Source organism: Nonomuraea sp. CX421 (assembly GCF_059358955.1).
This window is the reverse complement of the sequence record NZ_JCADBK010000034.1, coordinates 56,086-79,860: the sequence shown is the minus strand read 5'-3', so window position 1 is coordinate 79,860 and position 23,775 is coordinate 56,086. Positions and strand designations below refer to the sequence as shown.

The window sequence follows — 23,775 nt, the reverse complement described above, 5'->3', positions numbered from 1 at the left end:
TGTCAAATTGACCCGAACCAGTCTGACCAGCAGAAATCGAACACCACCCCGTTCCCAGGGCAACCCCTCTAACTTACTCCAGCACCCGCCCCCTGTCAACTGGGCTGGTCGCGGACACGATGATCTGCTCACTGGTCAGGCTAGGAAGGTGGCCCTCGGTGGGACCGACGATCACGTCGTCCTCGCGGGCTTGGTGAACTCTATGCAGCGCCTGGGGAACCGTCAAATCAACGGATTGCCCGCTCCCGACAGGTGTTCCCGGCCTGGCACGGGTAGGTAGAGGCCGTGCTCGATCAACCCGTGCCCAGAGCGGTCATCGTCCTGCTGGGGATCGCCGCCGCGGTGATCGTCCTGTTCGGGATGCGCGAGGTGTCGTCCATTCTCGGCCCGATCATCCTGGCTCTCGTGCTGGTCATCGCCGTCGCGCCGGTGCGTGACTGGCTGGGCCGCCTTGGCGCTCCCACCTGGCTCCAGGTGGCGGTGCCGTTCCTGATCGTGTTGCTCGTGCTGCTGGCCATGGTCGCGGTGCTGACGATCTCGGCCGTGCAACTCGCCTCTCTGCTCCCGACGTACACCGATCAGTTTCAGCAGTTGCTGATCGACGCCCGGGACTTCGCCACCAGCCATGGCATCAGCAACGAGCAGATCAACAAGTCCCTGGAGACGCTCGACCCCAGCCGGATCCTGGGGATCGCGCAGACCCTGTTGTCGAGCACGCTGGGCGTGGTGTCCAGTCTCTTCCTGATCGTGGTGCTGCTGCTCGCGATGTGCCTGGACGCGCCCTCGACGTCCAGGATCCTGTCGACCGGCCAAGGCAGGAAGCCGCAGCTGGTGACCGCGCTCGCCACGTTCGCGCACAAGACGCGGCGCTATCTGATCGTCTCCACGATCTTCGGTCTGATCTGCTCAGCGCTGGACGTGGTGGCCCTGTCGTTTCTGAACGTGCCGCTGCCGCTGCTCTGGGGTGTCCTCGCCCTGATCACCAACTACATCCCCAACATCGGCTTCGTTCTCGGACTCATCCCGCCCGCGATGCTCGCCCTGCTCGACCACGGCCCCAAGCAGATGCTGCTGGTGATCGCCGCGTACGTCATCATCAATGTCGTGATCCAGTCGTTCATCCAGCCGAAGTTCCTTGGTGACGCGGTGGGGCTGTCGACCACGATGACGTTCATCTCACTGATCGTCTGGGCGTTCGTCCTCGGCCCGCTCGGCGCTCTGCTGGCGATCCCGCTGAGCCTGCTCACCCGCGCGTTGCTGATCGACAGCGACCCCCGCGCGAAGTGGGCGGCCGCTCTCATATCCGGCGGCCCGCCCGCGGACGCTAGGCCGTCAGACGGCGCGGCGACACCCCACTCAGCCTCCTGACCTCGTGAGACAGGTGCGCCTGATCGGTGTAACCCGAGATCAACGCCACCTCGGTAAGAGGGACCCCGGATCGGGCGAGCCGCAGAGCACGCTGGAACCGGACGATCCGCTGCAACGTCTTCGGTGAGTAGCCGAAGCCGGCCACGCTCCGGCGATGGAGCTGCCGCTCGCTGTAGCCAGACTGCCGGGCGACCTCGTTGACCGACAGCCCCGAGCGCAGGGCGGCCACGATGGCCGGAGCCGCCGGGTCGGGGGGTGAGGTCTGCCGAAACCGCATCGTGATCGCCGCCCGCATGGCTCTCAGGCGCTCGTCCGGCATCTCCGCCGTGAGCTCGGGGAGCGCGTCGAGGTCGGTCAGCGGCACCCGCTGGTCGCGCAGCCAGTGGACCGGCACGCCGAACACCTCGCCGACGGCGCCCGGCCGGAAGCGGATGCCGGTGAACGTGTCACCCGCGCGCATGGAGGTGGGCATCGGGCCGGTGTCGGGGCCGGCCACGAAAAGCCCCTCAGGCCCCCAGATGAGGTCGACACATCCGTCGGGCACCACCAACTGGGTCGTGTCGGTCTCGGCGACCTGGTGCCACTCGCAGGCGACGCGCTCGGCGAGCCATGGCACGGAGGGTCGTTCCTCGTACATGCCTCCACGCTATGCGAGCCCACCGACAGAACCGCGGCGGGCCCGCTCAGCCTGACAGGCGGCCGTAGTCGCGCAAGGTCTTCAGCCGCTCCACCGTCACGTGGCCGCCCCACTCGTGCTCGACCAGCGGGGTCCACATCGGCCAGTTGCCGGTCCAGCCGCCCTCCGGGGACTGGTTGGCCAGGAGCGCGTCCAGGTGCCGGTCCAGGGTCTCGGCCTCGAACAGCGGCAGCCGGAGCGGCGACGGCGCGAAGTCCAGCGGGAAGTGCGCATCGCCGGGGGTGTCGGGGTCGAACGCCACGGTCGCCAGGATGGCGTCGCGGAGCCTGCCGAACTCCGCCTCGGCCCGGCCGCGGTCCGGGACCCGGTCCAGGAACGCGACGATCGCCGGCGCCTCGTACGGGCTGGTCTGGCGCACGTTCGCGATGGCCGTCCAGCAGAACTCGGTCGCGGGGCCGAGCCACGGATGGACGATGCCGTGCTCGTGCAGCAGCCCCGCGATCGAGGCGGTCGGGATCAGGTTGCCCGGCGGGTCGTCGGCGGTCTCCCACCAGGGCGCCCGGAGGGTGTCGCGCACGCTGGGCAGCACGAACGGCACACCGCCGTCGTCAGCGGTCACCGACCGCAGGTAGTCGCAGGCCGCCGGCACCATGGGGTCGGAGAAGGCGTCGAGCTCGTCCAGGATCCAGAACGCCACCTCGACCGGCTCGGGCTGGCTGCCGGCGCCGCGCAGGTCGGGTTCGAGGGCGTTGCCGAACCCGCCGTCGGAGTTCTGGTAGCAGCGCAGCGCGGCCAGCACCCGCTCCCGTGACCCGCCGGCGAACAGCGCCTCGAATCGGAGCCTGTCGAGCAGCCGCCCGTGCGCCTGCAGGTATCTCTCGGCTCGGTCTCGTGTGTCCATGGCCGCGAAGGTAGCCGACGAGGGGCGGAGATCTCTTGTCGGAATCGGACACGCGGCTTGCCGTCGAGAGGGTCGGTCCGGAGAGTTCGGCGCCGCCTCATTCGCTGGGCGCCGGTCCAGGCGACGTCGCGAGGGCCGCGGTTTAATGCGTTGCCCGGTGTCCTCGCCGCTGCCTAGCCTGTCCGGCATGTACCAACATCAAATGACCTACTTCATGCGTCTGCGGCACAGCCGGGCTCTGGCCCGCTAGCGGACGCGTTCAACGGGTAAGGCGTCCGCAGGCGCGCCCAGGGCCCTTCGAGAGCTCCATTCATCTCGAGGACCCGGAAGGGCAGCTGTGGCGCAGAATTTCGCGCACGGAAACTATTCGCACACCCAGGGCAAGGCCGCCAGGAACAGCGGCGCCCGCACATCCCGGGATCAAGCCAGGCGCGTCCTGTCGCAGAACTTCCTGGTCGACGGGCGGGCCCTGGACCTGGTGGTCAAGGCGGCGGCCCCGGGCGGGCTGGTGCTCGAACCAGGTTCGGGTGAGGGCGTGCTGACCAGGGCGCTGGCCGAGGCCGGGGCGCGGGTCGTCGGCTACGAGCTCGACCCGAGACTGGCCGGACGGCTCGCCTCACAGACCCGCGACGATCCCCGGATCGACGTGGTCAGGGGTGATTTCGCGGCCGCCCGGCCGCCGCGTGAGCCGTTCGCGGTGGTCGGCAACATCCCCTACTCGGCGACGTCGAAGATCGTGCGCTGGTGTCTGCGGGCTCCGGCGCTCACCTCGGCGACGCTGGTGACGCAGCTGGAGTACGCCCGCAAGCGCACCGGCGACTACGGCCGCTGGAGCCTGGTGACGGTGGAGTCGTGGCCGTGGTTCGACTGGCGGCTGGGCGACCGGATCGGCAGGGAGAGCTTCCGGCCGGTGCCGTCGGTCGACTCGGCGATCCTGCGGATCGAGCGCCGCCCGGAGCCGCTGGTCGGCTCGCGCCGTGACTACCAGCGGCTGGTCGAGCTGGGGTTCGGCGGGGTGGGCGGGTCGCTGCGCGCCTCGCTCAGGACCAGGTACGAGGGAGTGGACGGGGCCCTGGCCGCCGCCGGCATCGCTCGCGGGGCCGTGGTGGGCCACGTCCATCCCGACCAGTGGCTCGTCCTGTCGGACCGGCTACTTCGCTGACGGCTCGGGCGTCTGGACGGGCGGGGCGAGCCGTGGGGCCGCCGGATCGCGGCGGCCCCACGGCATGGCCAGCACCAGCAACGGCAGCAGCACGATCGACGCGCGGGACCAGTCGGCGTGCAGCGCCCACCAGGTATCGGTGTCGAACTGCGTCATGTAGATGTAGCCGTACGCCGCCCAGAACGAGACGCCGATGATCGCCGGCCAGGCGAACCTGGTGGGCCGGGCGATCAGGAACGGCATGAACCACAGGAGGTACTGGGCGCCGAGCCGTGGGGTGACGACCATGAAGACCAGCAGGATGGCCGTGGTCATGTCGATCGGGTCGGCGCGCCGCCAGATCAGCACCACGGCTATGACGCAGAGGTAGATGAGGTTGGTGCCGAACGACGCCAGGTCGGCCCGCAAGGCCCAGTCGCCGCCGGTGAAGTGGGGAGTCCAGCCCCATTCGCCGACGATCGGCCGGATGTCGCGGATGGTGTCGATGACGTCGGGGATCTGGTCGATCCGGGTGCCCGCGAAGATCGGCAGCGTGGCCAGGAAGAACAGGGGCACCAGGCCGGTGGTGAAGAGCGCCACGATCCTGGACCGCAGGTGCGGCAGGAGCAGCAGCATGCCGGGGATCAGCCAGATCGGCCAGCTCTTCGCGCACAGGGCCAGGCCCATGAGCAGACCGGCCAGCGCGGCGCGCTTCAGGTCGGCCCGGTCGGTGGGGCCGGGCAGCAGGGCCCGGTGCAGCATGCCGCCGGGGCCGACCACCCGGTGCAGCGCGGTGCGCCAGCCGTAGGCCGCCATGCCCCGCCGCACCTTGGCGACGACGTCGGTCGTGACGCCGACGCGGTCGGGTGAGCCGGGGCCGCGCGCCACCACGAAGGCGGCCACGCCGAAGACCAGCGCGACGGGCTCGACCTGGCCGTGGATGGAGGCGACGAGCAGGGCGAGCGGGTTGAGGGCGTACTGCAGGGCGCGCAGTGACGCCTTGGGGCCGCCGGCCAGTTTGGCCACCAGCGGGATGAGCAGGATGTCGGCGACCACGGTGACCAGCCGGCCGGCGTATTCCCAGGGGATGCCGAACCAGAGCAGGATCCCGTAGACGTAGGGGATCGTCGGCAGGAAGTGCCAGCCGCCCTCGCTGGCCAGCACGGGGTCCTCGCCGTTGAGCACGGCCTCGCCCGCCGGGCGGAAGCTCTCGACGAAGTCGACGGGCTGCCAGGAGTCGTTGGCCGCGGTGAACAGCAACAACACGCGTACGGCCACCCCCACCAGGATGGCGACGAGGAGAGGTGGTCTCCAGTCGCGCCACTGGGCAATCAGGGCGAATACGACTCCGGCAACGAGGACAATCCCCGTGAGAACTGCGTAATCCATGGCGGGACTAGCCTGCCGTACTCCTCTGGATGCTGCGACTTCGCCTGGTGATTCTTATCCCCGACATGGCGGGTCGTACCGCGATAGACCATCACCCTCTGTGCTGAACTTTTCCCATGGGGGGATCGCACGTCAACCAGGCACTGGTCAGGCTCTATTTCGAGGTGAAAGTCGGGCTTCGCGACCCGGTCGCCGCCTGGGCGAAACTCACAGGAAACTCGCAGTTGTACCAGCGGGCTCGCGGGGAACGCCGGGTCCCGCTCGACGACGGCACGGCGGCCGAGCTGACCGCCGCCGCGATCGTGCACACGGCCGTCGAGCACGGCGCCGACCGGGTGGCGGCGCTGGCCACGTCGCCGCTGGCCGGGCTGGTCGGCGACCTCGGCGGCGCGGTGCTCACCGAGCAGCCGAGCGCTCCGCTGCAGATGCTGGGGCGGGACTTCAGCGGGCCGAAGGCCGACGACTGGGCGCGCGCCGCGCACGTGATGCTGTGGGGCGAGAACAACCGGCTCTCCCGCACGCCCGACACGCCCTGGGTGATCGCGGGGCGCTACAAGGGCCAGAAGGTGGTCGCGATCGGCCCGCATCCGACGCGGTTGTCCGACGAGACGCTGGTGGTGCGGCCCGGTACGGACGGCGCGCTGGCGATGGCCATGGGCCACGTGCTGCTCAAGGAGTTCTTCCTGGACCGGCCGGCGTTCGCCTCGCACGCGATGCGGCGCACCGACCTGCCGTTGCTGGTGCGGCTGCGCGAGCGCGGCGGCGGCTTCGTGGCCGACGGCGTGGTGGGGCGGCCCGCGGAGCGGCTGAGCGTGTACGGCGGCGACGCGGTCGAGGTGCTGCTGCCCCGCTTCGACGACGGCCCTGGAGTGCTGAACCGGGGCGTGCCGGTGGTGCGCGACGGCGAACACCTGGCCACGACGGTGTACGACCTGCTGCTCGCGGCGTACGGGGTGGTCCGCGACGGGCTTCCCGGCTGCTGGCCCGGCGACTACGACGACCGGCGCGAGCCGTACACGCCGGCCTGGCAGGAGGCGCTGACGGGGGTGCCGGCCGGGCGCACGATCAAGGCGGCGCGGGAGCTGGGGGCCACCGCCGAACAGACCGGCGGGCGATGCGTGATCGTGCCCGGACGGCTGGAGACGGCGCACGCCGACACCGCCTACCGGGCGATGCTGGCGCTGCTGGTGCTGACCGGCTGCGGGAACGGCTGGGCGCAGCCGGGCGGCGGGACCGGCGTGCCGCTGGTGCCGTACCTGTGCCTGCACGCGGGCGGCGAGGACGAGGCGAACGTGGGCCGGCTGTGCTGGCCGCTGGCCGACGGGGTGCTCAGCGGGCGCACGCCGCGGTCGGTGCTGCTGGAGGCCGTGCGCGACGGGCTGCCGATGGCGCCCTCGCCGCGGGTGCTGGCGATCCCCCGGCCGATCTATCCGATGCCGCCCGAGGTCGAGCTGCTGATCGGCCCGGACGACCTGTGCGATCTGGCCCCGCCGGACGCCCGGCTGGTCGCCGACGCGGTGGCCAAGCTGGCGGTGGACCACGTGGAGTGCGCCCCGGCGGAGACCGGCGGGCCGTCCGCCGAGGCGCTGCCCGTCGAGAGGCGGATGCGGCTGCTGGTGGATCACGCGTGGACGCACGAGTACGGGGAGGCCCTGCCGACGTACCGGCCGCCGGGCCCGGGCCTCCCCGTCAAACCGACTCAGCTGGTCGTGCTGAGGTAGTCCGCGCGGTCATCGTCCGGCTAGAAGCCGGCGGTGATCCTGGTGAACTCCCACTCGCCCTGGGAGATGCCGCTGCAGTTGGAGACCACGCCGCCGCCAGGGCAGGAGCGGTCGCGGTTGACGGACCAGTAGGCGAGCCTGGTCAGGCCTCTGGCCTTGGCCCAGTCCCTGATCTGGGTCCAGGTGGCCGGGGTGGTCAGCTCCTGCTGGTCGGACAGGCCGTTCATGCCGGAGATGCCCATCCGGGCGTACGCCTGGGCGTCGGTCCAGCCGAAGGCGTTCTTCAGGGCGTTCTTCAGGCCCTCCGAGGCGTTGACGGTGTCCTGGTAGATGTTAGAGCTGCCGAAGTCGAACGGCATGATCGTGTAGTTGTCGATCGGCACGCCGAGCGCCTTCGACTGGTTGATCAGCCGGATGCCGTGCGCGTTGGGGCCGCTCGTGGTGGTGCCGAAGGTGACGACGACCTTCACGTTCGGGTTGTTCTGCTTGACGATCTTGAGGCCGTTGAGGATGCGGTCCTGGACGGTGTAGTTCTCGAACTCGTCGGTGTTCTCGATGTCGAAGTCGACCACGGCGGGGCCGACGGCGTTGATGACCTGCTGGACGGCGCCGGCGAAGGCCGCCGGAGTGGCGCAGTTGGGGCCGAGCTTGTTGCCCTGCCAGCCGCCGAACGAGATCTGCACGCTGCCGCCCGCGTTCTTGATCGCGGAGATGGCCTGCGCGTCGGCGCCGCCGGTCAGCGGTCGCTGGCCGTCCCAGGCGGGGGTGCAGCCGCCGCTGGACAGGATGAACGCCATGGTGAACGACTTCACGCCGGTCGCGCTCATCACGCTCGCGGGCGCGGGCGGGTTGCCCCAGCCCATGTAGAGGTAGGGCGCGCCGGGCATCTTGTCGCCTCCGCCGCCCGTGCACCCGCTGGTCGTGCCGGTCACCTGCCCGCTGGCCGCCGACTCGCCCGCCGAGTTGTACGCCCTGACGGTGTAGGTGTGCGTGGTGCAGGTGCCCAGTGAGCCGATCGACGCCGAGGTGCCGGTGACGGTGGCCCGCACGGTGCCGCCCTCGTAGACGCGGTAGCCGGTGACGGTGCCCGACGAGCCGCCCCACGACAGGGAGATCGAGCTGTTGGTGGTGCCCGTCACGGTGGGAGTGCCGGGTGTGGAGGGGACACCGGGGTTCTGGCCGCCGCTGACGACCTTCCACAGGGCGGGCACGTTGGGCGGCTCCCAGCCGGGCTGGGAGGTGTGGCTCTGGACGCACTCGTAGTCGACGCCGTTGTAGGTGACGCGGGTGCCGGCCGTGTAGGAGGTCCAGGCCTGCCACTGGGGCGCGGCGAAGACCACCGCGCTGTGCGCGACCGGTGCGCCGGTGACGAGTCCGGCTCCGATCATGGCCAGGGCGGCGGCCAAGGCGAGGAACATGCGACGAAATCTCATGGCATTCCCTGGGGGGTGCGGGGTCCGGGATGATGGCGTGCCGCACGGCCCGCGCCGGGGGGTGAGAACGCGGGCCGTGCCGGCCCGCTTCCCGGGGAGCGGGCCATCTGAGGGCAGCCGGTGGGCTTTTCTTTAGGAAAGTTTCCTAAGAGTTGTCGCGATGGTAGCCCTGACAGCGAATCCTTACAAGACCCAAACAGATGCCAGGAGGCCGCCCGCCGGATGCGGCGGACGGCCTCCTTCGTCGCGCGGAAGGGATCTACTGGGTGATGCGCACGTCGTCGACGCCCGCCTCCACCAGGGAGGCGCCCGACGCGTCGGCGGCGTCGATCAGGATGCGGATCGTCTGACCCGCGTAGGCGCTCAGGCTCGCCGTGGCCACGCTCCAGGCGCCGTTGCGGTTGGACGCCGCCCCGGCCTGCTGGAGCACGGTCGTCGTGGTGTTGCCCACCACCCTGACCCTGAGGTAGTCGGCGCTGGAGGAGTTGGAGCCGTGCGCGAGATACCACGACAGCGACAGGCTCGGCGACCCTCCGGCGGGCAGCGTGATGGGCGGCGACTGGATCGAGGTGACGCCGCCGTCGATGTCGTACGTCCCGGCCGAGGAGCCCGCCAGGCGGCCCGTCACCAGGTCGTTGCTGCCGCTGACCGTGGTGCCGAGCTGCTTGGCCCCGGAGGAGGTGGTTGCCTCGGGGTCACCGCGCTCCCACTGCCCGGAGGTCGCGGTGTCGGTGCCGCTCGGGTTGACGGTCCAGCCCGTGGCGGTCTCGAAGGTGTCGGAGTAGACGGTCACGGGCGGGGTGCCGGTGCCGCAGTACTGCGACTCCTTGCCGATGATCCGGTAGACGCAGTCGGAGTATTCGAGGAAGCGGAGCACGGCCTCCCTGTTGCGCGTGGTCTGCGGGGCGATCTGCTCGTCGGGCGGGTAGAAGCCCGGACTGGCGCCGGTCGGGTACATCTCGAACGTGAAGCTGAAGATCTTGTACGCGCCCCACAGCCAGTCGTCGATGGTGCCGTCGGTGATGTAGAGGTCGCTGGCCTGCTCGGGCGTGTAGTTGTTGGTCGACGCCATGTTCTGGCCCAGGGTGGCGTGCGCGTCCCGGTCGTCCTGGGTCAGGCCCGGCGCGGTGTCGTTGAACGTGTAGCCGTACGGCCACAGGATCAGCTCGCTGTAGGTGTGCCAGTCGATGTGCGACTTGAGCTGCTGGACACCGCCGACCACGCGGCCGCGCACCCAGTTGGCCACGGCCTTGACCTCGGGGGCCGACTCGGCCGACGCGCCGCGGTAGGTCTCGCTCGACGTCGACCCCGAGGAGCCGCCGCAGCAGCCCCAGTTGTAGGCCCAGTTGCGGTTGAGGTCGGTGCCGACCGCGGACGAGCCGCTGTTGGGCTGGCGGTTCTTGCGCCAGGAGCGGTAGCTGCCGGTGGCGATGTCGTACTCGCCGCCGTCGGGGTTGAGGTCCGGCATGATCCAGATCTCCCGGCTGTTGACCAGGTTGGTGATCCGGGTGTCGGTGCCGTAGTTGTCGGCCAGCAGGTGCATGATGTACAGCGCCATCTCGACCGTGAGGTGCTCGCGGGCGTGCTGGTGCGCCGTGAAGAGGACCTCGGGCTCCGCCTCGTCGGTGCCCACGTTGTCGCTGATCTTGACGCCGATCAGCTGCCTGCCCTCGTACGACGTGCCGTACACGAACTTGCTCGCGATGGAGGGACGGGCGGCGACGAGCGCGTTGATGTTCGCCGTCATCTCCGCGTAGTTGTGGTAGGCCGAGTCCGCCGGCGGGAAGTCAAAGGTCCCGACACCGGACGGGGGTAACGGGCGCGGCACCTCCGAGACCCGGTAGCCGAGCTTCTTGATCGCGGAGACCTCGGCTTCCGTGGCGGTGACGAGGACCGAGCCCTGCGCCACCTCGTCGATCGCGGCGCCCGTCGCGGCCACGGCGCTGCGTTGCTGGGCGTTGGCCGGCCCCTCCACCCGATACGACTTGTTCGGCGGTGGTTCGGCAGAGGCTCCCGCCCCGGTGACGCCGGTCAGGCTGATCAGCCCCAGGACGGCCAGCAGGATGACCCATCGATGTCGCACCCTGTCCTCCTCAGGCACGTGGGCTAGATGTTGACACGTGCCTGAACCGAGAGTGAGGACCTTCCTGGTGCCGGGAAAGACCCAATTCTCCCCTCGGTCTTCCTGTCCAGGTCGGGACCTTTCGTCCGATTTAGCCCCAGGCCGGAACCACGGATTTCCGGACGACCAAGGTCGCGGTCATCGGCTCCCGGGAGAGCGGCGGGCAGGTGCTCCCGGCTATCGTGACTTGTTATCACTTCTCCGGGAGCTACCAGCATGTTCTTCGGTATCACCGACGTCTGGACGTACATCGCCGGCGCGTTCTTCATCATCCTGCTGCCGGGCCCGAATTCGGTGTACGTGCTCAGCCTCGCCGCGCAGCAGGGCGTCCGCCAGGGCTACCGGGCCGCCGCGGGCGTGTTCGTCGGTGACACCGTGCTCATGGCGCTCGCCGCGGCGGGAGCGGCCTCGCTGCTGCGGTCGAACCCGGTGCTGTTCACGATCGTGAAGTACGCGGGAGCCGGGTATCTGGCGTGGATCGGCTTCCAGATGATCCGCGGCGCCTGGCGGGCGTGGCGCGCCGAGCCGCCGACCGGCGAGACCTCCGGGCCGCCGGTCGTCTCCCGGCATCCGCGGCCGTTCCGCAAGGCGCTCACGATCAGTCTGCTCAATCCGAAGGCGATCCTGTTCTTCGTCTCGTTCTTCATCCAGTTCGTCGATCCGGGCTACGCCACGCCGGCGCTGTCGTTCCTCATCCTGGGGGCGATCATCCAGATCTTCAGCGCTCTCTACCTGACGGCCCTGATCTTCGGCGGCACCTTCCTGGCCCGCCAGTTCCGCTCGCGCCGCCGCCTGAGCGCCGGGCTCACCTCGGGGGTGGGCGCGGTGTTCCTCGGCTTCGGGGCCAAGCTCGCCACCACGTCGCTGAGCTGAGCTGAGCCGGAGCTGAGCTGAGCCGGAGCCGCGGGTCGCGGAGGCCGGGGACCGCCCAGTGCGGAAGTCGTACGGGATGTGTGGTGATTTGTCCGGGTATACCGACTCTGTTGGAGCGTGCCGAAAGAGACAGTGGCCCCGCGATCCGTCAGGTACGGTAAGCCAGCGGTGCACCGCCACCCGCGCCGGGGTGACCTTGAGGTAACCCCGAGCGGTCCATCCGGCAAGCCTGGTCCTCCGAAGCCCGGGTAGTCGCCGGTCATCGACCTATCTGCGGAGTAGCCTTGAACCATTCCCCGGTGGCCCTGCCACGCCTCAGCACGCTCGCGCGTCAGGCGATCCCCCGGCTGCTCGAAGGAGTGGTGGCGCCGCTCGCCGTCTTCTACGCGGCCCTCGCGGTGCTGGGGCTCACCGGCGCGCTGATCGCGGCCGTCTCCTGGGTCTACCTCGGGGTGGCGTGGCGGCTGATCAGAGGAATCCGGGTGCCGGCCACGATGATCCTGGCCGCGATCGCGATCACCGCCCGGGCGGCCGTGGGGTTCTGGACCGGGAGCTGGGTGGTCTACTTCATCCAGCCCGAGCTCGGCACGATCTGCATCAGCATGGCCTTCCTGGCCTCGGTGCGGCTGAACCGGCCACTCGTGCAGAAACTCACGCTCGACTACATCCACCTGCCCTCGGCCGTGCTCCGACACGAGCGGGTGCGCAGGTTCTTCGCCAGGATCACGCTGCTGTGGGCGTTCGTGCTGCTGGCCAACTCGACGGTGAGCATCTGGCTGGCTCTGCACCAGTCACTCGGCACCTTCATGCTGCTGCGGACGTCGGCCGTTGCCGTGATCAGCGGGCTGGCGATCACCTTCTCGATCTTCGCCTTCAAGCGGCTGCTGCGCCGCCTGCACGTGGCCCACGCCTGAGCGCTTCACCGGCCGCGCGTCTCCTCCCTCACGCGTCTCCTCCGTCGCGCGTCTCCTCTGGGCGGTGGAGGTAGAGCGGAATCCCCCGCCACGGTAGGGCCAGCCCCACCGCGAATGCGGATACGTGCACTCCTGTGCTCGGCCTGTCCGTCCGGTTTGATCGAACATGTCACCGGCGGTCGAGGTGCGGACCCTGACCAGGTTCTGGGGGGTGCGATCAGCGGGATTCCCCGGGGTCACAGGGTGCGAGCCCTGATCCCTCTCGGGGATGGTTCCGCGTTCGACCGGGGGTGTCCCCGATGTCGTACGGCATCGCGCGCCTACAGGCTGTGCAGTGCGCCCCCAACGATCGGAGTTCCCTCTTATGTCGCACGCCGTCCTGGACCTGGTCCAGCAGGCGATGTCGTCGCCCTGGCTGTACGTGGCGTTGTTCGCGCTGGCCCTGCTCGACGGGTTCTTTCCGATCGTGCCCGCCGAGACGGCCGTGATCACCGCCGGGGTGTTCGCCGCCTCCGGGGAGACGAACCTGGCGCTGGTGATGCTCGTGTCCGCCCTCGGCGCGTTCGCCGGTGACCACGTCTCCTATCTCATCGGCGACAGGTCGGGGGGCAGGCTGCGCGAGCGCGGGCCGTTCGTCTGGGCGCGGAACACGCTGGCCGTGCGGGGCGGGCAGATCCTCGTGGTGGCCCGCTACATCCCGGGCGGGCGCACCGCCACCACCATGACCATGGGCGCCGTGCGGTATCCGCTGCGCTCGTTCACCTTCTTCGACGCGATCGCCGCCTCCTCGTGGGCGGTGTACTCCGGCCTGATCGGGTTCTTCGGCGGGATGGCCTTCGAGAACGACCCCCTCAAGGGGCTGCTGCTCGGCCTCGGCGTCGCGCTGTCCGTCACGGGGGTCGTCGAGGCCGTGCGCTGGATCCGGCGGCGACGCGGCGCCACGCAGGCTTCTCCTGAGCGCCTCCCGGTGGACACGTCCGTTTGACCCCGCCCGGGCACCATCCAGCTGAGAGGAGTCGGAATGACCGCGCTGGCCGCGTTGATCGCACTGGTCGGATCGCTGTTCTTCGCGCTCGGGGCCGCCCTGCAGCAGCACGAGGCGGCCGGCACCACGGCGGGGCTGCGCGCGCTGCTGCGCAGGCCGCGCTGGCTGGTCGGGGGGGCGTCCATCCTGGCCGGCGGCGGCCTGCACATCGTCGCTCTCGGGCTGGGCCCGCTGACCGTCGTGCAGCCCATGGGCGTGGCCAGCCTCCTCTTCGCGCTGCCCATCGCTGCCGCGCTGCACGACCGCAGGCCCTCGCGCGGTGAGCTGGCCGCGGCCGGCGTGGTGGCGGCCGGGCTGATCGGCCTGGTGCTGCTGGTGCCGGAGTCGGACGGGCCGACCCACCTCGCTCCGGCGGGGGTGGTCACGCTGCTGGCCGTCTCCGGCACCGCGGCGGTGCTGTTGTGGGCGGGCTCGAAGATCGCCTCGGCGACCGGCCGGGCCGCGCTGCTCGCCACCGGCTCGGGCGTGCTGTACGGCGCCACCGCCACGCTCGTGCGGGTGCTGGTGGACGGCACCTGGAACTGGTGGTACCTGCTGGCCCTGCCGGTGCCCGCGCTGCTGGCGCTGGCCATGCTGCAGCGGGCCTACGCCGTCGGCCACTTCGGCGTCTCGTTCGCCTCGCTGCAGATCGCCGACCCGCTCACCGCGGTCGCGTTCGGCGCGCTGCTGCTCGGCGAGCCGCTGCCGACGGGCGTCGTCCCGATCGCCGCCGCGGCGCTGGCCGCGGCGGGGACCGTCGCGCTGGCCAGGACCACCCCGCTGGAGGCTCGCCCCTGACCTGCCCCGCCCGCCCCGATCCCCCTCCTGACCGCGTCCCGGCCCTTCGGCCGGCGCCCCGAACTTGGAGTCCTCCCCATGGCCATGCCGCTGCACAGCACCGTCGCCGACGTCCCGGACCTCGCCCCCGTCCCCTCGCGTCCGCGCCGGGTGCTGATCTCCACCGACACCTACCCGCCCGACGTGAACGGCGCCGCCTACTTCACCCACCGCCTGGCCACGGGTCTGGCCGGCCGGGGCAACGAGGTGCACGTCATCTGCCAGTCGGACGAGGGACCCGCCACCGCCGAGGTGATCGAAGGCGTGATCGTGCACCGGCTGCGCTCGGCGCCGCTGCTCGTCCACCCCACCATGCGGGTCGCGGTCCCGGCCCGGCTGGACCGCCTGGTCGCGGCCATCGCCCCCGACGTGCTGCACGCCCAGGGCCACTTCGTGGTCGGCCGGGCCGCCATCGCCGCCGCCCGGCGGCGCGGGGTGCCGGTGGTGGCGACCAACCACTTCATGCCGGACAACCTCTTCCAGTTCGGCCACATCCCCGACCGGCTGAGGGCACGGGCCGGCCGGCTGGCCTGGCGCGACTTCAACCGGATCTTCAGCCGTGCCGACCGCGTCACCACGCCCACGCCGCTGGCCGCCGAACTGCTCGGCCGCCAGGGCTTCACCCGCGAGGTGGAGCCGGTCTCGTGCGGCATCGACCTGGCCAGGTTCCGCCCGCACGCCGAGCCCAAGGCGTGGGCGCGCAAGCTGTTCGGGCTGCCCGACCGCCCCACCGTGCTGTTCGTCGGCCGCCTCGACGAGGAGAAGCGCCTCACGGAGCTGCTGCGCGCGCTGCCGTACGTGCTCAACGACACCGACGCCCAGGTCGCGATCGTCGGGCAGGGCAGCCAGCGGGCCGAACTGGAACGACTGGCCACGCGGATCGGGATCGGCGAGCGGGTGTCCTTCCTCGGTTTCGTGGCCGACGAGAACATGCCCCAGGCGTTCGCCGCCGCCGACGTCTTCGCCATGCCGGGCGTGGCCGAGCTGCAGAGCATCGCCACCCTGGAGGCGATGGCCAGCGGCCTGCCGGTGGTCGCGGCCGACGCGATGGCGCTGCCGCACCTGGTGGACGGCAACGGCTATCTGTTCCGGCCCGGCGACGTGATGGGGCTGGCCGGCCACCTCACCGCCATCCTGACCGACGACGAGCTGCGCGCCCGTCTCGGCCGGGCCAGCCGCGAGCTCGCCCTGACGCACGACCATCAGACCTCTCTCGCCCGGTTCGAGCGGATCTACGATGAGGTGACGCGATGACCCCCAGAAGCACCGGCTGGGCCACCGTACTCAGCGCCCTGGCCGCCGTGGCCTGCCTCACCTACACGGAGGTGACGCTGCCCGGGCAGACGCTGATCAGCGACTACGCCCTCGTTCCCGGTGGCATGGTCCCCGTGCTGATCGGCATGCTGGCCCTCGCGGCCGCCTGCCTGTTCCTCGCCTACGGCTTGGCGGCCCGTGAGCCCGCCCGCGCCGCCGCCACGCGGGTGCTGCTGCTGGCCACCGCCGCGGGCCTGATGCTGAGCGCGCTCTTCCCCACCGACCCCGCCTTCTCGGAGGTCAACTCGCTGGGCGGCGAGATCCACCGGTGGTCGGCCGCCGTCGTCTTCACCGCGCTGCCCGTCGCCGGGTGGACCCTGGCCAGGGCGCGCGAGGTCATGCCGCGCTGGAACCTGGTCAGGGCCGTCAGCCTGACGTCCGCGCTGACGCTGGCCGCCTATCTGGCCGCGCATCCGGCCTCGTTCGTCTCGTCCCTGATCAACGGCGGTGCCTATTACGGGCTGCTCGAACGCGGACTCGTCCTGGCGGAGATCGGGCTGATCGTGGTCATGGCGCTGACGTCCGCGCGGGCCCGCCCTGCCGCGGCCGCCGCCGTCGCCGCGCCCGAGCGCCGGACCGAGCGGTCTGAACGTTCTCTCGCCGCCTGACATGCTTCGACGGGGAACGAAGGGATTCCGTCCTAGCGTGGACCGCATGGTCATCACACGTCACCACGAGGCCGTCGCGGTCCTCTCCGACCCCCGTTACGTGCCGCCGCCCGTGCGCCGGGGGGCGGCGCCGTACACGCTGGGCTGGCTGCGGGAGCGGGTCTCCAGGTTCAGCAGCGGGCAGGTCCACGCGGAGCGGCGGCGGGCGCTGGCCGAACGGCTGGCCGCGATCGACCCGGCCGCGCTGAGAAGGGCCGCCCGTGACGCGACCCTGGCACGCGGCGGATCCTGGGAGGGGGTTCCCACGGCCGTGCTCGGCGCGGCGCTTGGCGCTCCCGTCCCCGTGCCGCTGGTCGAGGCCGTGGCGGCCGGCTACCTGTCCGGCGAGGAGAGCCCCGACGCGGACGCCGCGGTCACCTCGCTGCTCTCCCTCCTGACCGGCGACCGCCTCCGCGCCGGCCACCACACCACCGACCACCACATCACCGGCGTCCTCGGCGCAGGCCGCCTCAGCGCCGACCACCGCACCACTGGGGTCCCCGATGTCGCAGGCCGCCACAGCCCCGAGGACGCAGGCCAGGGCCACGGCGGTGGGGACGGCGACTATGGGGACGGGGGCTTTGGGGACGCCGTTGCCGTGCTGACGCTCCTGCTCCAGGCGCACGCCGCCACGGAGGGCCTGATCCGCAACGCCCTGGCCCACGCTTCCGCCGGAAGCGGCATGCGCCTCTCTCACGGAGATGACCCGCATCAGAAGTCCGACTCCGGGCCGGTGGACCGGGGCGTCGACGGGCTGCTGCACGAGACGCTGCGGCACGATCCTCCGCTCCAGGTCACGCGCAGGGTCGACCGGGGCACCGGGGACGAGGTGGTGATCGACCTGGTCGCCGTGAACCGGGATCCCGAGGTGTTCGCCGATCCCGGGCGGTTCGACGGCTCGCGGGGGCCGACGCCGCATCTGACGTTCGGCGCCGGGGTGCGGCCCTGCCCTGGTTCGGCGCACGCTTTCGCCCTGGCGGCCGGGGTGCTCGACGCCCGACTGAGGGCCGGGGCTGATACAGCCAGGTCGGATGTGGTCGGGATCGATGCGGCCGGGTTGGATGCGGCCGGGATCGGTGCGGCCGGGGTCGAGGGATCGGTGATGGCGTGAGATTTCGTGACCTGCATCGGCCAGGAGACCCCTTGCTGCTGCCCAACGCCTGGGACTACGGCTCGGCGGCGATGCTGGCGGCCCACGGGTTCGCGGCGATCGGGACCACGAGTCTCGGCGTGGCCGCCGCGCACGGCAAGCCCGACGCGGCGGGCGCCACGAAGGCCGAGACGATCGAGCTGGCCGGGAAGCTCACGGGCCTCGGCGTGCCGATCACCGTGGACGTCGAGGGCGGCTTCAGCGACGACCCGGCCGAGGTGTCCGATCTGGTCGCGGCGCTGGCCGCGCTGGGTGTGGCGGGCGTCAACCTGGAGGACGGCCGTCCCGACGGGACGTTGCGCCCGATCGAGACGCAGCGCGAGATCATCGAGGCCGCGCTGGGCCACGGCGTGTTCGTCAACGCCCGCACGGACACGTGCTGGCTGGGGACCGGCGACACGCGGGAGCGGGTGAGCGCGTACGGGCACGCCGACGGCGTCTTCGTGCCCGGTCTGACCGAGCTGAAGGAGATCGCCGGGGTGGTGGAGAGCACGTCGCTGCCGGTCAACGTGCTGTACCAGCCGGATGGGCCGACGCTGGCGGAGCTGGCCGGGGCCGGGGTGGCCAGGGTGAGCACCGGGTCGCTGTTGTACCGGGCCTCGCTGCGGGGCGCGCTGACCGCCGTGCTCGCCGTACGGGGTGGGGATGCGCCACCGATGCCGACCTATGGCGAGATCGCCGCGATCCTGCCTCAGCCACGATAATCGGGGCATGCGCTTCGAAATCCTTGGCCCGACCAAGGTCGTGGGCGACGACGGAGCGCCGGTCTCGCTCGGCGGCCCCCGGGTGCGCGGACTGCTCACCCTGCTGGCGCTCGACGCGGGGCGCGTCGTCGGCGCCGAGCACCTCGTCGACCACCTGTACGGCGAGCGGCCGCCCGAGGGCGTGGCCAACGCGCTGCAGTCGCAGGTGTCGCGGCTGCGCAAGGCACTGGGCCGGGACCGGATCGAGTTCCACCCGGCGGGCTACCGGCTGGCGGCCGACCCGGAGGACGTCGACGCGCGGCGGTTCGAACGGCTGGCCGGAGAGGGCCGGCGAGCGCTGGCCGCGGGCGATGCCCGGCACGCGGCCACGCTGCTGCGCGAAGCGCTGGAGCTGTGGCGCGGCCGTCCGCTGGCCGACGTCCCGCGTGCCGAGGCGGCCGCGGCGGGGCTGGCGGAGCTGCGGCTGGCCGCCGTCGAGGACCGCGTCCAGGCCGAGCTGGAGCTGGGGCGCCATCGCGAGCTGGCTGCCGAGCTGCGGCAGCTGACCGCCGCCCACCCCCTGCGCGAGCGGCTGCACGCTCAGTTGATGCGCGCCCTCTACGGCAGCGGCCGCCAGGCCGAGGCGCTGGCCGTCTACCAGAAGGCCAGGCGCCTGCTGGGCGAGGAGCTGGGCGTCGAGCCGGGCGCCGAGCTGTCGGCCGCCCAGCTGGCGGTGCTCAGGGCCGAACCGGCGCTGGGCCCCGCGGCCGGCGTGTCCAGACAGGGCGTGCGCGCGCAGCTCACCAGCTTCGTGGGTCGCTCCGAGGAGTTGAGCCAGGTCGGCACCCGCCTGCGCGCGAACAGGCTGGTCACGCTGATCGGCACGGGCGGTGCCGGCAAGACGCGGCTGGCCATGGAGACGGCGGAGCGGGCCGGCGGCGACGTGTGCGTGGTGGAGCTGGCGCCGGTGAACGACGGGGCGGACGTGCCGAAGGCGGCGCTGGCCGCGCTCGACCTGCACGACGCGCTGCTCTCGGGACCGGAGCGGCCGATGGTCGATCCGGTCGCGCGCCTGACGGCCGCGCTCGCCGGCCGGGAGCTGCTGCTGGTCCTGGACAACTGCGAGCATCTCGTCGCCGCTGTAGCCGAGCTGGCCGACCGGTTGCTGGCCGCCTGCCCGGGGCTGCGGGTGCTGGCCACCAGCCGCGAGGCGCTCGGCATCACCGGCGAGTCGATCCTGCCGGTGGCGCCGCTGCGGTTGCCGCCGTCCGGCGCCCCGAACCCGCTCGACTACCCGGCCGTGCGGTTGTTCGCCGATCGGGCCGCCGCGGTGCGTCCGGGGTTCGTGGCCGGTGAGGACGACTTGGCGCGGGTGGTGAGCGTCTGCCGGGCGCTCGACGGTCTGCCACTGGCCATCGAGCTGGCCGCGGCCCGGCTGCGCACGCTGTCCGTGGCCGACGTGGCCGACCGGCTGGACGACAGGTTCCGGCTGCTGGCCCGTGGCAGCCGCACCGCGCTCCCCCGTCACCAGACGCTGCGGGCGGTCGTGGCGTGGAGCTGGGACCTGCTCGACGAGAGCGAACAGCTGCTGGCCGCCCGGCTGACCGTGTTCGTCAACGGCGCGACGCCCGCCGCGGCGGAGCGGGTCTGCGGGCTGCCGGAGGAGACCCTGTTCGCGCTGGCGGAGAAGTCGCTGGTCGAGGTGGTCGACGGCCGCTACCGGATGCTGGAGACGATCCGCGCCTACTGCGCCGAACGGCTGGCCGAGGCGGGCGAGACCGAGGCGATGCGCGAGGCGCACGCCGTCCACTACGCGGAGCTGGTGGCCGAGGCCGATCCTCACCTGCGCCGGAGCGAGCAGCTGGAGTGGCTGGCCCTGCTCGACGACGAGAGCGACGACATGATCGCGGCCGTGCGGTGGGCGGCGCAGTCGGGCCGCGGCGAGCTCGGCCTGCGGCTGCTGGCCAACGCCGCCTGCTACTGGTGGATGCGGGGGCACCGGCAGGCCAGTGCCCGCCTGGCCCACGAGCTGCTGGCCGCGCTGCCCCTCGGCGCCCCCGACGGCCTGGAGGAGGAGTACACGCTGTCCATGCTGGTCGCCGCCTGGAACGGCGAGCCGGACGACGCGCTGCGCGGCCCCCTGGACGGCCTGCGGCATTCCTCTCCTTCGGACTACATGCCCGCGAAGTTGGAGTTCCTGACGATGATGCGGTCGATGTTCACCGGGCCGCCCGGTGACGTCGATGTCGTGCTGGCGCTGCTCAAGAGCTCGGGCGAGTCCCTGCCGCCGTGGCAGCGGGCGCTGACCGCGTGCGGAGTGGCCTTCATGCTGCAGGATGCCGGCGAGCCCGAGGAGGCCAGAGCCGAGTTCGAGCGGGCGCTGGCCATCTTCAGGGAGCTCGGCGAGCGGTGGGGCATCACGCTGGTGCTCGCGGGACTCGGTGACCTGGCCTTCGAGCAGGGCGATCACGCCACCGCGCACGCTCTGGCCGAGCAGACGCTGCAGGTGTCGCGGGAGCTCGGCTCGCTGCCGGACATGGCGGAGAGCCTGTGCCGCGGCGCCGACGCGGTGAGCCGCATGGGTGACCTGGCGGCCGCGCGGGCCGGCTACCTGCGGGCCGCGGAGCTGTCGCGACGGGCAGGCTCGGGCGACACGATGGCGTGGGCGCAGCTGGGTCTGGGGGAGGTGGCGATGCTCCACGGTGACGTCGAACAGGCGCGTTCCTGCCTGGCGCAGGCCGAGGCCGACTGCCCCGACGGCTGGTACAGCATGCACACCATCCGCGAGCGCATCCACGACGGGCGGGAGGCGCTCGCCCGGCTCGTCAGCGAACGGTAGGCGATCGGTCAGCGGCGCCGCCAATGGTGGCGGCATGAAGAACAAATGGGCCAGCCTGGTCATCGTCTGCCTGGCCACGCTGCTGCTCTCCCTCGATCTGACCGTCCTGCACCTCGCGCTGCCGATGCTGGTGGGCGACCTCGGCGCCAGCGCCACGCAGCTGCTCTGGATCGGCGACGTGTACGGCTTCGCGGTCGCGGGCCTGCTCATCACGATGGGCAACCTCGGCGACCGGATCGGCCGCAAGCGCCTGCTGCTCATCGGCGCGGCCGCGTTCAGCGCCGCCTCGGTGGTGACCGCGTACGCCCCGAGCCCCGAGCTGCTCATCGCCGCCCGGATGCTGTTGGGCGTCGCCGGCGCGATGATCATGCCGTCGACCCTGTCGATCCTGCGCAACGTCTTCACCGATCCCGGCGAACGGACGGCCGCGATCGGCATCTGGAGCGGGATGAACGCCGCCGGGTTCGCCATGGGCCCGGTCGTCGGCGGCCTGTTGCTCGACCACTTCTGGTGGGGTTCGGTCTTCCTGATCAATCTGCCGATCATGGCTCTGGTCCTGGTCGGCGGCATCCTGGTGCTGCCGGAGTCGCGCAACCCCGACGCGGGCCGCATCGACCTGCCGAGCGTGGCACTCTCCTTCACCGGCGTCGTGGCGGTCATCTACGCGATCAAGGAGGCCGCGCACGACGGGCTGGGGCGGGGCGACGTGCAGGTGGCGGGCGTGCTGGGCGTGGCCTGCCTGGCGTACTTCCTGTGGCGGCAGACCCGGCTCGCCGATCCGCTCATCGACGTGCGGCTCTTCCGGCGCAGGGCGTTCAGCGCGTCGATCGGCACCAACCTGCTGGCGATCTTCACGATGATGGCCATGTCGCTGATCTTCGCGTGGTACTTCCAGCTGGTGCTCGGCTGGTCGCCGCTGCAGGCCGGGCTCGCGGGCCTGCCGGGCGGCCTCAGCGGGGCGGTCGGCGGGTTCGTGGCGGCCAAGCTGATCCACTTTCTCGGCCGGAACGGCGTCGTGGCGCTCGGCCTGACGATGAACGCCGGCTCGTTCCTCTGGTACAGCACCCTCGGGCTGGAGGTCAACTATCTCGTCCTGCTCATCCCCATGATCATCGGCGGTATGGGGATCGGCTTCGCCTTCACCGTCAACAATGACAACGTCCTCGCCACGGTGCCGAAGGAGCGCGCGGGCGCGGCGGCCGCGGTGTCGGAGACCTCGTTCGAGCTGGGGGGCTCGCTCGGCATCGCGATCCTGGGCACGGTGCTGAACAGCACCTACAGCGCCGGTCTGCGGCTGCCGGCCGACGTCCCCGGCGAGGCGGCGCGGGAGTCCATCGCCGGGGCGATGCACGTGGCCGCGAGTCTGCCTCCCGAGCAGGGCGCGCGGCTCATCCACGCGGCACGGGTGGCGTTCGTCGAGGGAGTGCACGTCACCGGGCTCAGCGCGGCGGCGATGCTGGTCGTGGTGGCGGTGCTCGCGTTCGTCGGGCTGCGCGGCGTGCCCAAGGTCATCCCGGAAGAGGTGCCGGCTCGGGGGCGTTCGTGACGGCGCGCGGCGCGGCCCGCAGGCTGCGCCGCCGGGCCAGCACCAGCAGCGCCGCCAGGCCGGTGAGCAGGGGCGGCACCACGAAGGCCAGGGACGGCCCGAACCGGTCGACCAGCTGCCCGGCGACCGAGGCGCCGGTGGCGATGCCCAGGCCGATGGCGCCGCCCAGCCAGGTGAACGACTCTGTGCGGACCTCGTCGGGGACGAGGCCGTCGATGATGGTGTAGCCGGTGATCACCACGGGCGCGATGATCAGGCCGGCCAGCGCGGCGGTGCCGTACAGGAGGGGGATGGTCCCGGCGACGGTGAGGGTGCTGGTGGCCGCCGCGAGCAGGGCGAGGCCCGCCGCGAGCCTGGCCGTGGCGGAGACGCGCCAGCGGATGGCGCCGTACAGCAGGCCGCCGAGCACGCTGGCGCCCGAGAAGGTGCCGTAGATCGCGCCCGCCGAGGCGGGCGCGCCGAGCCCGGCGGTCAGCGAGGTGACGCCCACCTGGAGGCTGCCGAAGACCGAGCCCATCGCCAGGAAGGCGGTCGCCAGCGGCGTCACGCCGGGCAGCCGCAGCACTCCCCCCGCCGAGCCGGCGCGGACCGGCATCGGCTCGGGCCTGCCGGTCCGGACGCCCGCGAAGACGGCGGTGCCCACGACGACCAGCACCAGGGCCACGAGCAGGGCGACGACCGGCGAGTATCCGGTGGACAGCAGCACCAGCAGCACCGGGGCCAGGGTGAACATCAGCTCGTCGGTGATGGACTCGACCGCGAAGGCGGTGTTCAGCCGGGCCGTGCCGCCCAGCCGGTGCGCCCAGCGGGCTCTGACCATCGCCCCCACCTGCGGCACCGAGGCTCCGGCCAGGGCGGCGGTGACCACGAGCAGCGGGGTGGGCGCCTGGGCGGTGGCGAGCGCCAGCAGGGTGCCGAGGGCGAGGCCGTGCAGCACGAGTTGCGGCACCAGCAGTCTGGCCTGGCCGTGCCGGTCGGCCAGGCGTCCGGTGCGCGGGCCGACGATCGCCTGCGACACCGCGGCCGCCGCGGAGGCCACGCCGGCCGCGCCGTAGGAGCCGGTGGCCCACTCCACCAGCAGCAGGATGCCGAGCTGCAGCATCGCGAACGGCAGTCGCGCCACGAGCGCGGGCAGCAGGAAGCGCCACGCGCCAGGGGTGGCCAGCACGTTCAGGTAGGACTTCAAGGGTCTCCGTCCAGGTCAAGACGGAGCCTTCCCGGAGGAGCGCACCCGTC

The 23,775-nt window shown here is 71.7% G+C and carries 19 protein-coding genes; 13 read left to right on the top strand and 6 right to left on the bottom strand.

Annotated elements, in window-relative coordinates; translation table 11 throughout:
- Positions 1-285 precede the first annotated feature (285 nt).
- Positions 286-1,368: an AI-2E family transporter gene (locus AC5L3X_RS36330; protein WP_225264243.1), complete on the top strand. Its 1,083-nt coding sequence runs from the start codon at positions 286-288 to the stop codon at positions 1,366-1,368.
- Here the strand turns inward: AC5L3X_RS36330 and AC5L3X_RS36325 are convergent.
- Both AC5L3X_RS36325 and AC5L3X_RS36320 read right to left on the bottom strand, forming a co-directional pair.
- Positions 1,325-2,005, bottom strand: coding sequence for a helix-turn-helix domain-containing protein (locus tag AC5L3X_RS36325; protein ID WP_494863124.1), 681 nt, complete (start codon positions 2,003-2,005; stop codon positions 1,325-1,327). The genes AC5L3X_RS36330 and AC5L3X_RS36325 overlap by 44 nt on opposite strands.
- Positions 2,006-2,051: 46 nt before the next feature.
- The gene (locus AC5L3X_RS36320) at positions 2,052-2,906 is read right to left on the bottom strand and encodes a hypothetical protein (RefSeq protein WP_494863122.1); all 855 of its coding nucleotides are present in this window, start codon (positions 2,904-2,906) and stop codon (positions 2,052-2,054) included.
- 436 nt (positions 2,907-3,342) lie between these two features.
- On the opposite strand from AC5L3X_RS36320, the gene erm reads away from it, so the two are divergent.
- Positions 3,343-4,068, top strand: a complete 726-nt coding sequence (gene erm, locus AC5L3X_RS36315; RefSeq protein WP_494863128.1) for an ErmE/ErmH/ErmO/ErmR family 23S rRNA (adenine(2058)-N(6))-methyltransferase — start codon at positions 3,343-3,345, stop codon at positions 4,066-4,068.
- On the opposite strand, the gene AC5L3X_RS36310 is transcribed toward erm, so the two are convergent.
- Positions 4,057-5,325 (bottom strand): putative hexosyltransferase, encoded by a 1,269-nt coding sequence (locus AC5L3X_RS36310; RefSeq protein WP_225264242.1) that lies wholly within the window; start codon positions 5,323-5,325, stop codon positions 4,057-4,059. The genes erm and AC5L3X_RS36310 overlap by 12 nt on opposite strands.
- Positions 5,326-5,552: 227 nt before the next feature.
- Between AC5L3X_RS36310 and AC5L3X_RS36305 the strand changes: the two genes are divergently transcribed.
- The gene (locus AC5L3X_RS36305; RefSeq protein WP_494863120.1) at positions 5,553-7,157 is read left to right on the top strand and encodes a molybdopterin-dependent oxidoreductase; all 1,605 of its coding nucleotides are present in this window, start codon (positions 5,553-5,555) and stop codon (positions 7,155-7,157) included.
- Positions 7,158-7,177: 20 nt separating this feature from the next.
- On the opposite strand, the gene AC5L3X_RS36300 is transcribed toward AC5L3X_RS36305, so the two are convergent.
- Positions 7,178-8,575: a carbohydrate-binding protein gene (locus AC5L3X_RS36300; RefSeq protein WP_225264241.1), complete on the bottom strand. Its 1,398-nt coding sequence runs from the start codon at positions 8,573-8,575 to the stop codon at positions 7,178-7,180.
- 274 nt (positions 8,576-8,849) lie between these two features.
- Positions 8,850-10,673: a M14 family metallopeptidase gene (locus AC5L3X_RS36295; RefSeq protein WP_494863118.1), complete on the bottom strand. Its 1,824-nt coding sequence runs from the start codon at positions 10,671-10,673 to the stop codon at positions 8,850-8,852.
- A 255-nt stretch (positions 10,674-10,928) separates the two neighbouring features.
- Here AC5L3X_RS36295 and leuE point away from each other — a divergent pair, with 255 nt between their 5' ends.
- The 10 genes from leuE to AC5L3X_RS36245 all read left to right on the top strand — a co-directional run bounded on the left by leuE (position 10,929) and on the right by AC5L3X_RS36245 (position 22,539).
- On the top strand, positions 10,929-11,585 hold the full coding sequence (leuE, locus tag AC5L3X_RS36290) for a leucine efflux protein LeuE (protein ID WP_494863116.1): 657 nt from the start codon (positions 10,929-10,931) through the stop codon (positions 11,583-11,585).
- Positions 11,586-11,884: 299 nt separating this feature from the next.
- A complete protein-coding gene (locus tag AC5L3X_RS36285; protein ID WP_494863114.1) occupies positions 11,885-12,499 on the top strand; it encodes a VC0807 family protein in 615 nt (204 codons plus the stop codon).
- A gap of 364 nt (positions 12,500-12,863) precedes the next feature.
- Positions 12,864-13,484 carry a DedA family protein gene (locus tag AC5L3X_RS36280; protein ID WP_494863112.1) on the top strand — a complete coding sequence of 207 codons (621 nt, stop codon included), beginning with the start codon at positions 12,864-12,866 and terminating at the stop codon, positions 13,482-13,484.
- A gap of 36 nt (positions 13,485-13,520) precedes the next feature.
- Positions 13,521-14,321 (top strand): DMT family transporter, encoded by an 801-nt coding sequence (locus AC5L3X_RS36275; RefSeq protein ID WP_494863110.1) that lies wholly within the window; start codon positions 13,521-13,523, stop codon positions 14,319-14,321.
- Positions 14,322-14,399: 78 nt separating this feature from the next.
- Positions 14,400-15,614: a glycosyltransferase gene (locus tag AC5L3X_RS36270; protein WP_494863109.1), complete on the top strand. Its 1,215-nt coding sequence runs from the start codon at positions 14,400-14,402 to the stop codon at positions 15,612-15,614.
- On the top strand, positions 15,611-16,282 hold the full coding sequence (locus tag AC5L3X_RS36265; RefSeq protein WP_494863107.1) for a DUF998 domain-containing protein: 672 nt from the start codon (positions 15,611-15,613) through the stop codon (positions 16,280-16,282). Before AC5L3X_RS36270 ends, AC5L3X_RS36265 begins: the two co-directional genes overlap by 4 nt.
- A 46-nt stretch (positions 16,283-16,328) precedes the next feature.
- Complete coding sequence (locus AC5L3X_RS36260; protein ID WP_494863105.1) at positions 16,329-17,432, top strand: cytochrome P450; 1,104 nt, start codon at positions 16,329-16,331, stop codon at positions 17,430-17,432.
- Positions 17,429-18,175, top strand: a complete 747-nt coding sequence (locus tag AC5L3X_RS36255; RefSeq protein ID WP_494863103.1) for an isocitrate lyase/PEP mutase family protein — start codon at positions 17,429-17,431, stop codon at positions 18,173-18,175. Before AC5L3X_RS36260 ends, AC5L3X_RS36255 begins: the two co-directional genes overlap by 4 nt.
- A 7-nt stretch (positions 18,176-18,182) precedes the next feature.
- Positions 18,183-20,993: an AfsR/SARP family transcriptional regulator gene (locus AC5L3X_RS36250; protein ID WP_494863102.1), complete on the top strand. Its 2,811-nt coding sequence runs from the start codon at positions 18,183-18,185 to the stop codon at positions 20,991-20,993.
- A 34-nt stretch (positions 20,994-21,027) separates the two neighbouring features.
- Complete coding sequence (locus AC5L3X_RS36245) at positions 21,028-22,539, top strand: MFS transporter (RefSeq protein ID WP_494863101.1); 1,512 nt, start codon at positions 21,028-21,030, stop codon at positions 22,537-22,539.
- Here the strand turns inward: AC5L3X_RS36245 and AC5L3X_RS36240 are convergent.
- Complete coding sequence (locus AC5L3X_RS36240) at positions 22,502-23,725, bottom strand: MFS transporter (RefSeq protein ID WP_494863100.1); 1,224 nt, start codon at positions 23,723-23,725, stop codon at positions 22,502-22,504. The two genes, AC5L3X_RS36245 and AC5L3X_RS36240, sit on opposite strands and share 38 nt — an antisense overlap.
- Positions 23,726-23,775: the final 50 nt, after the last annotated feature.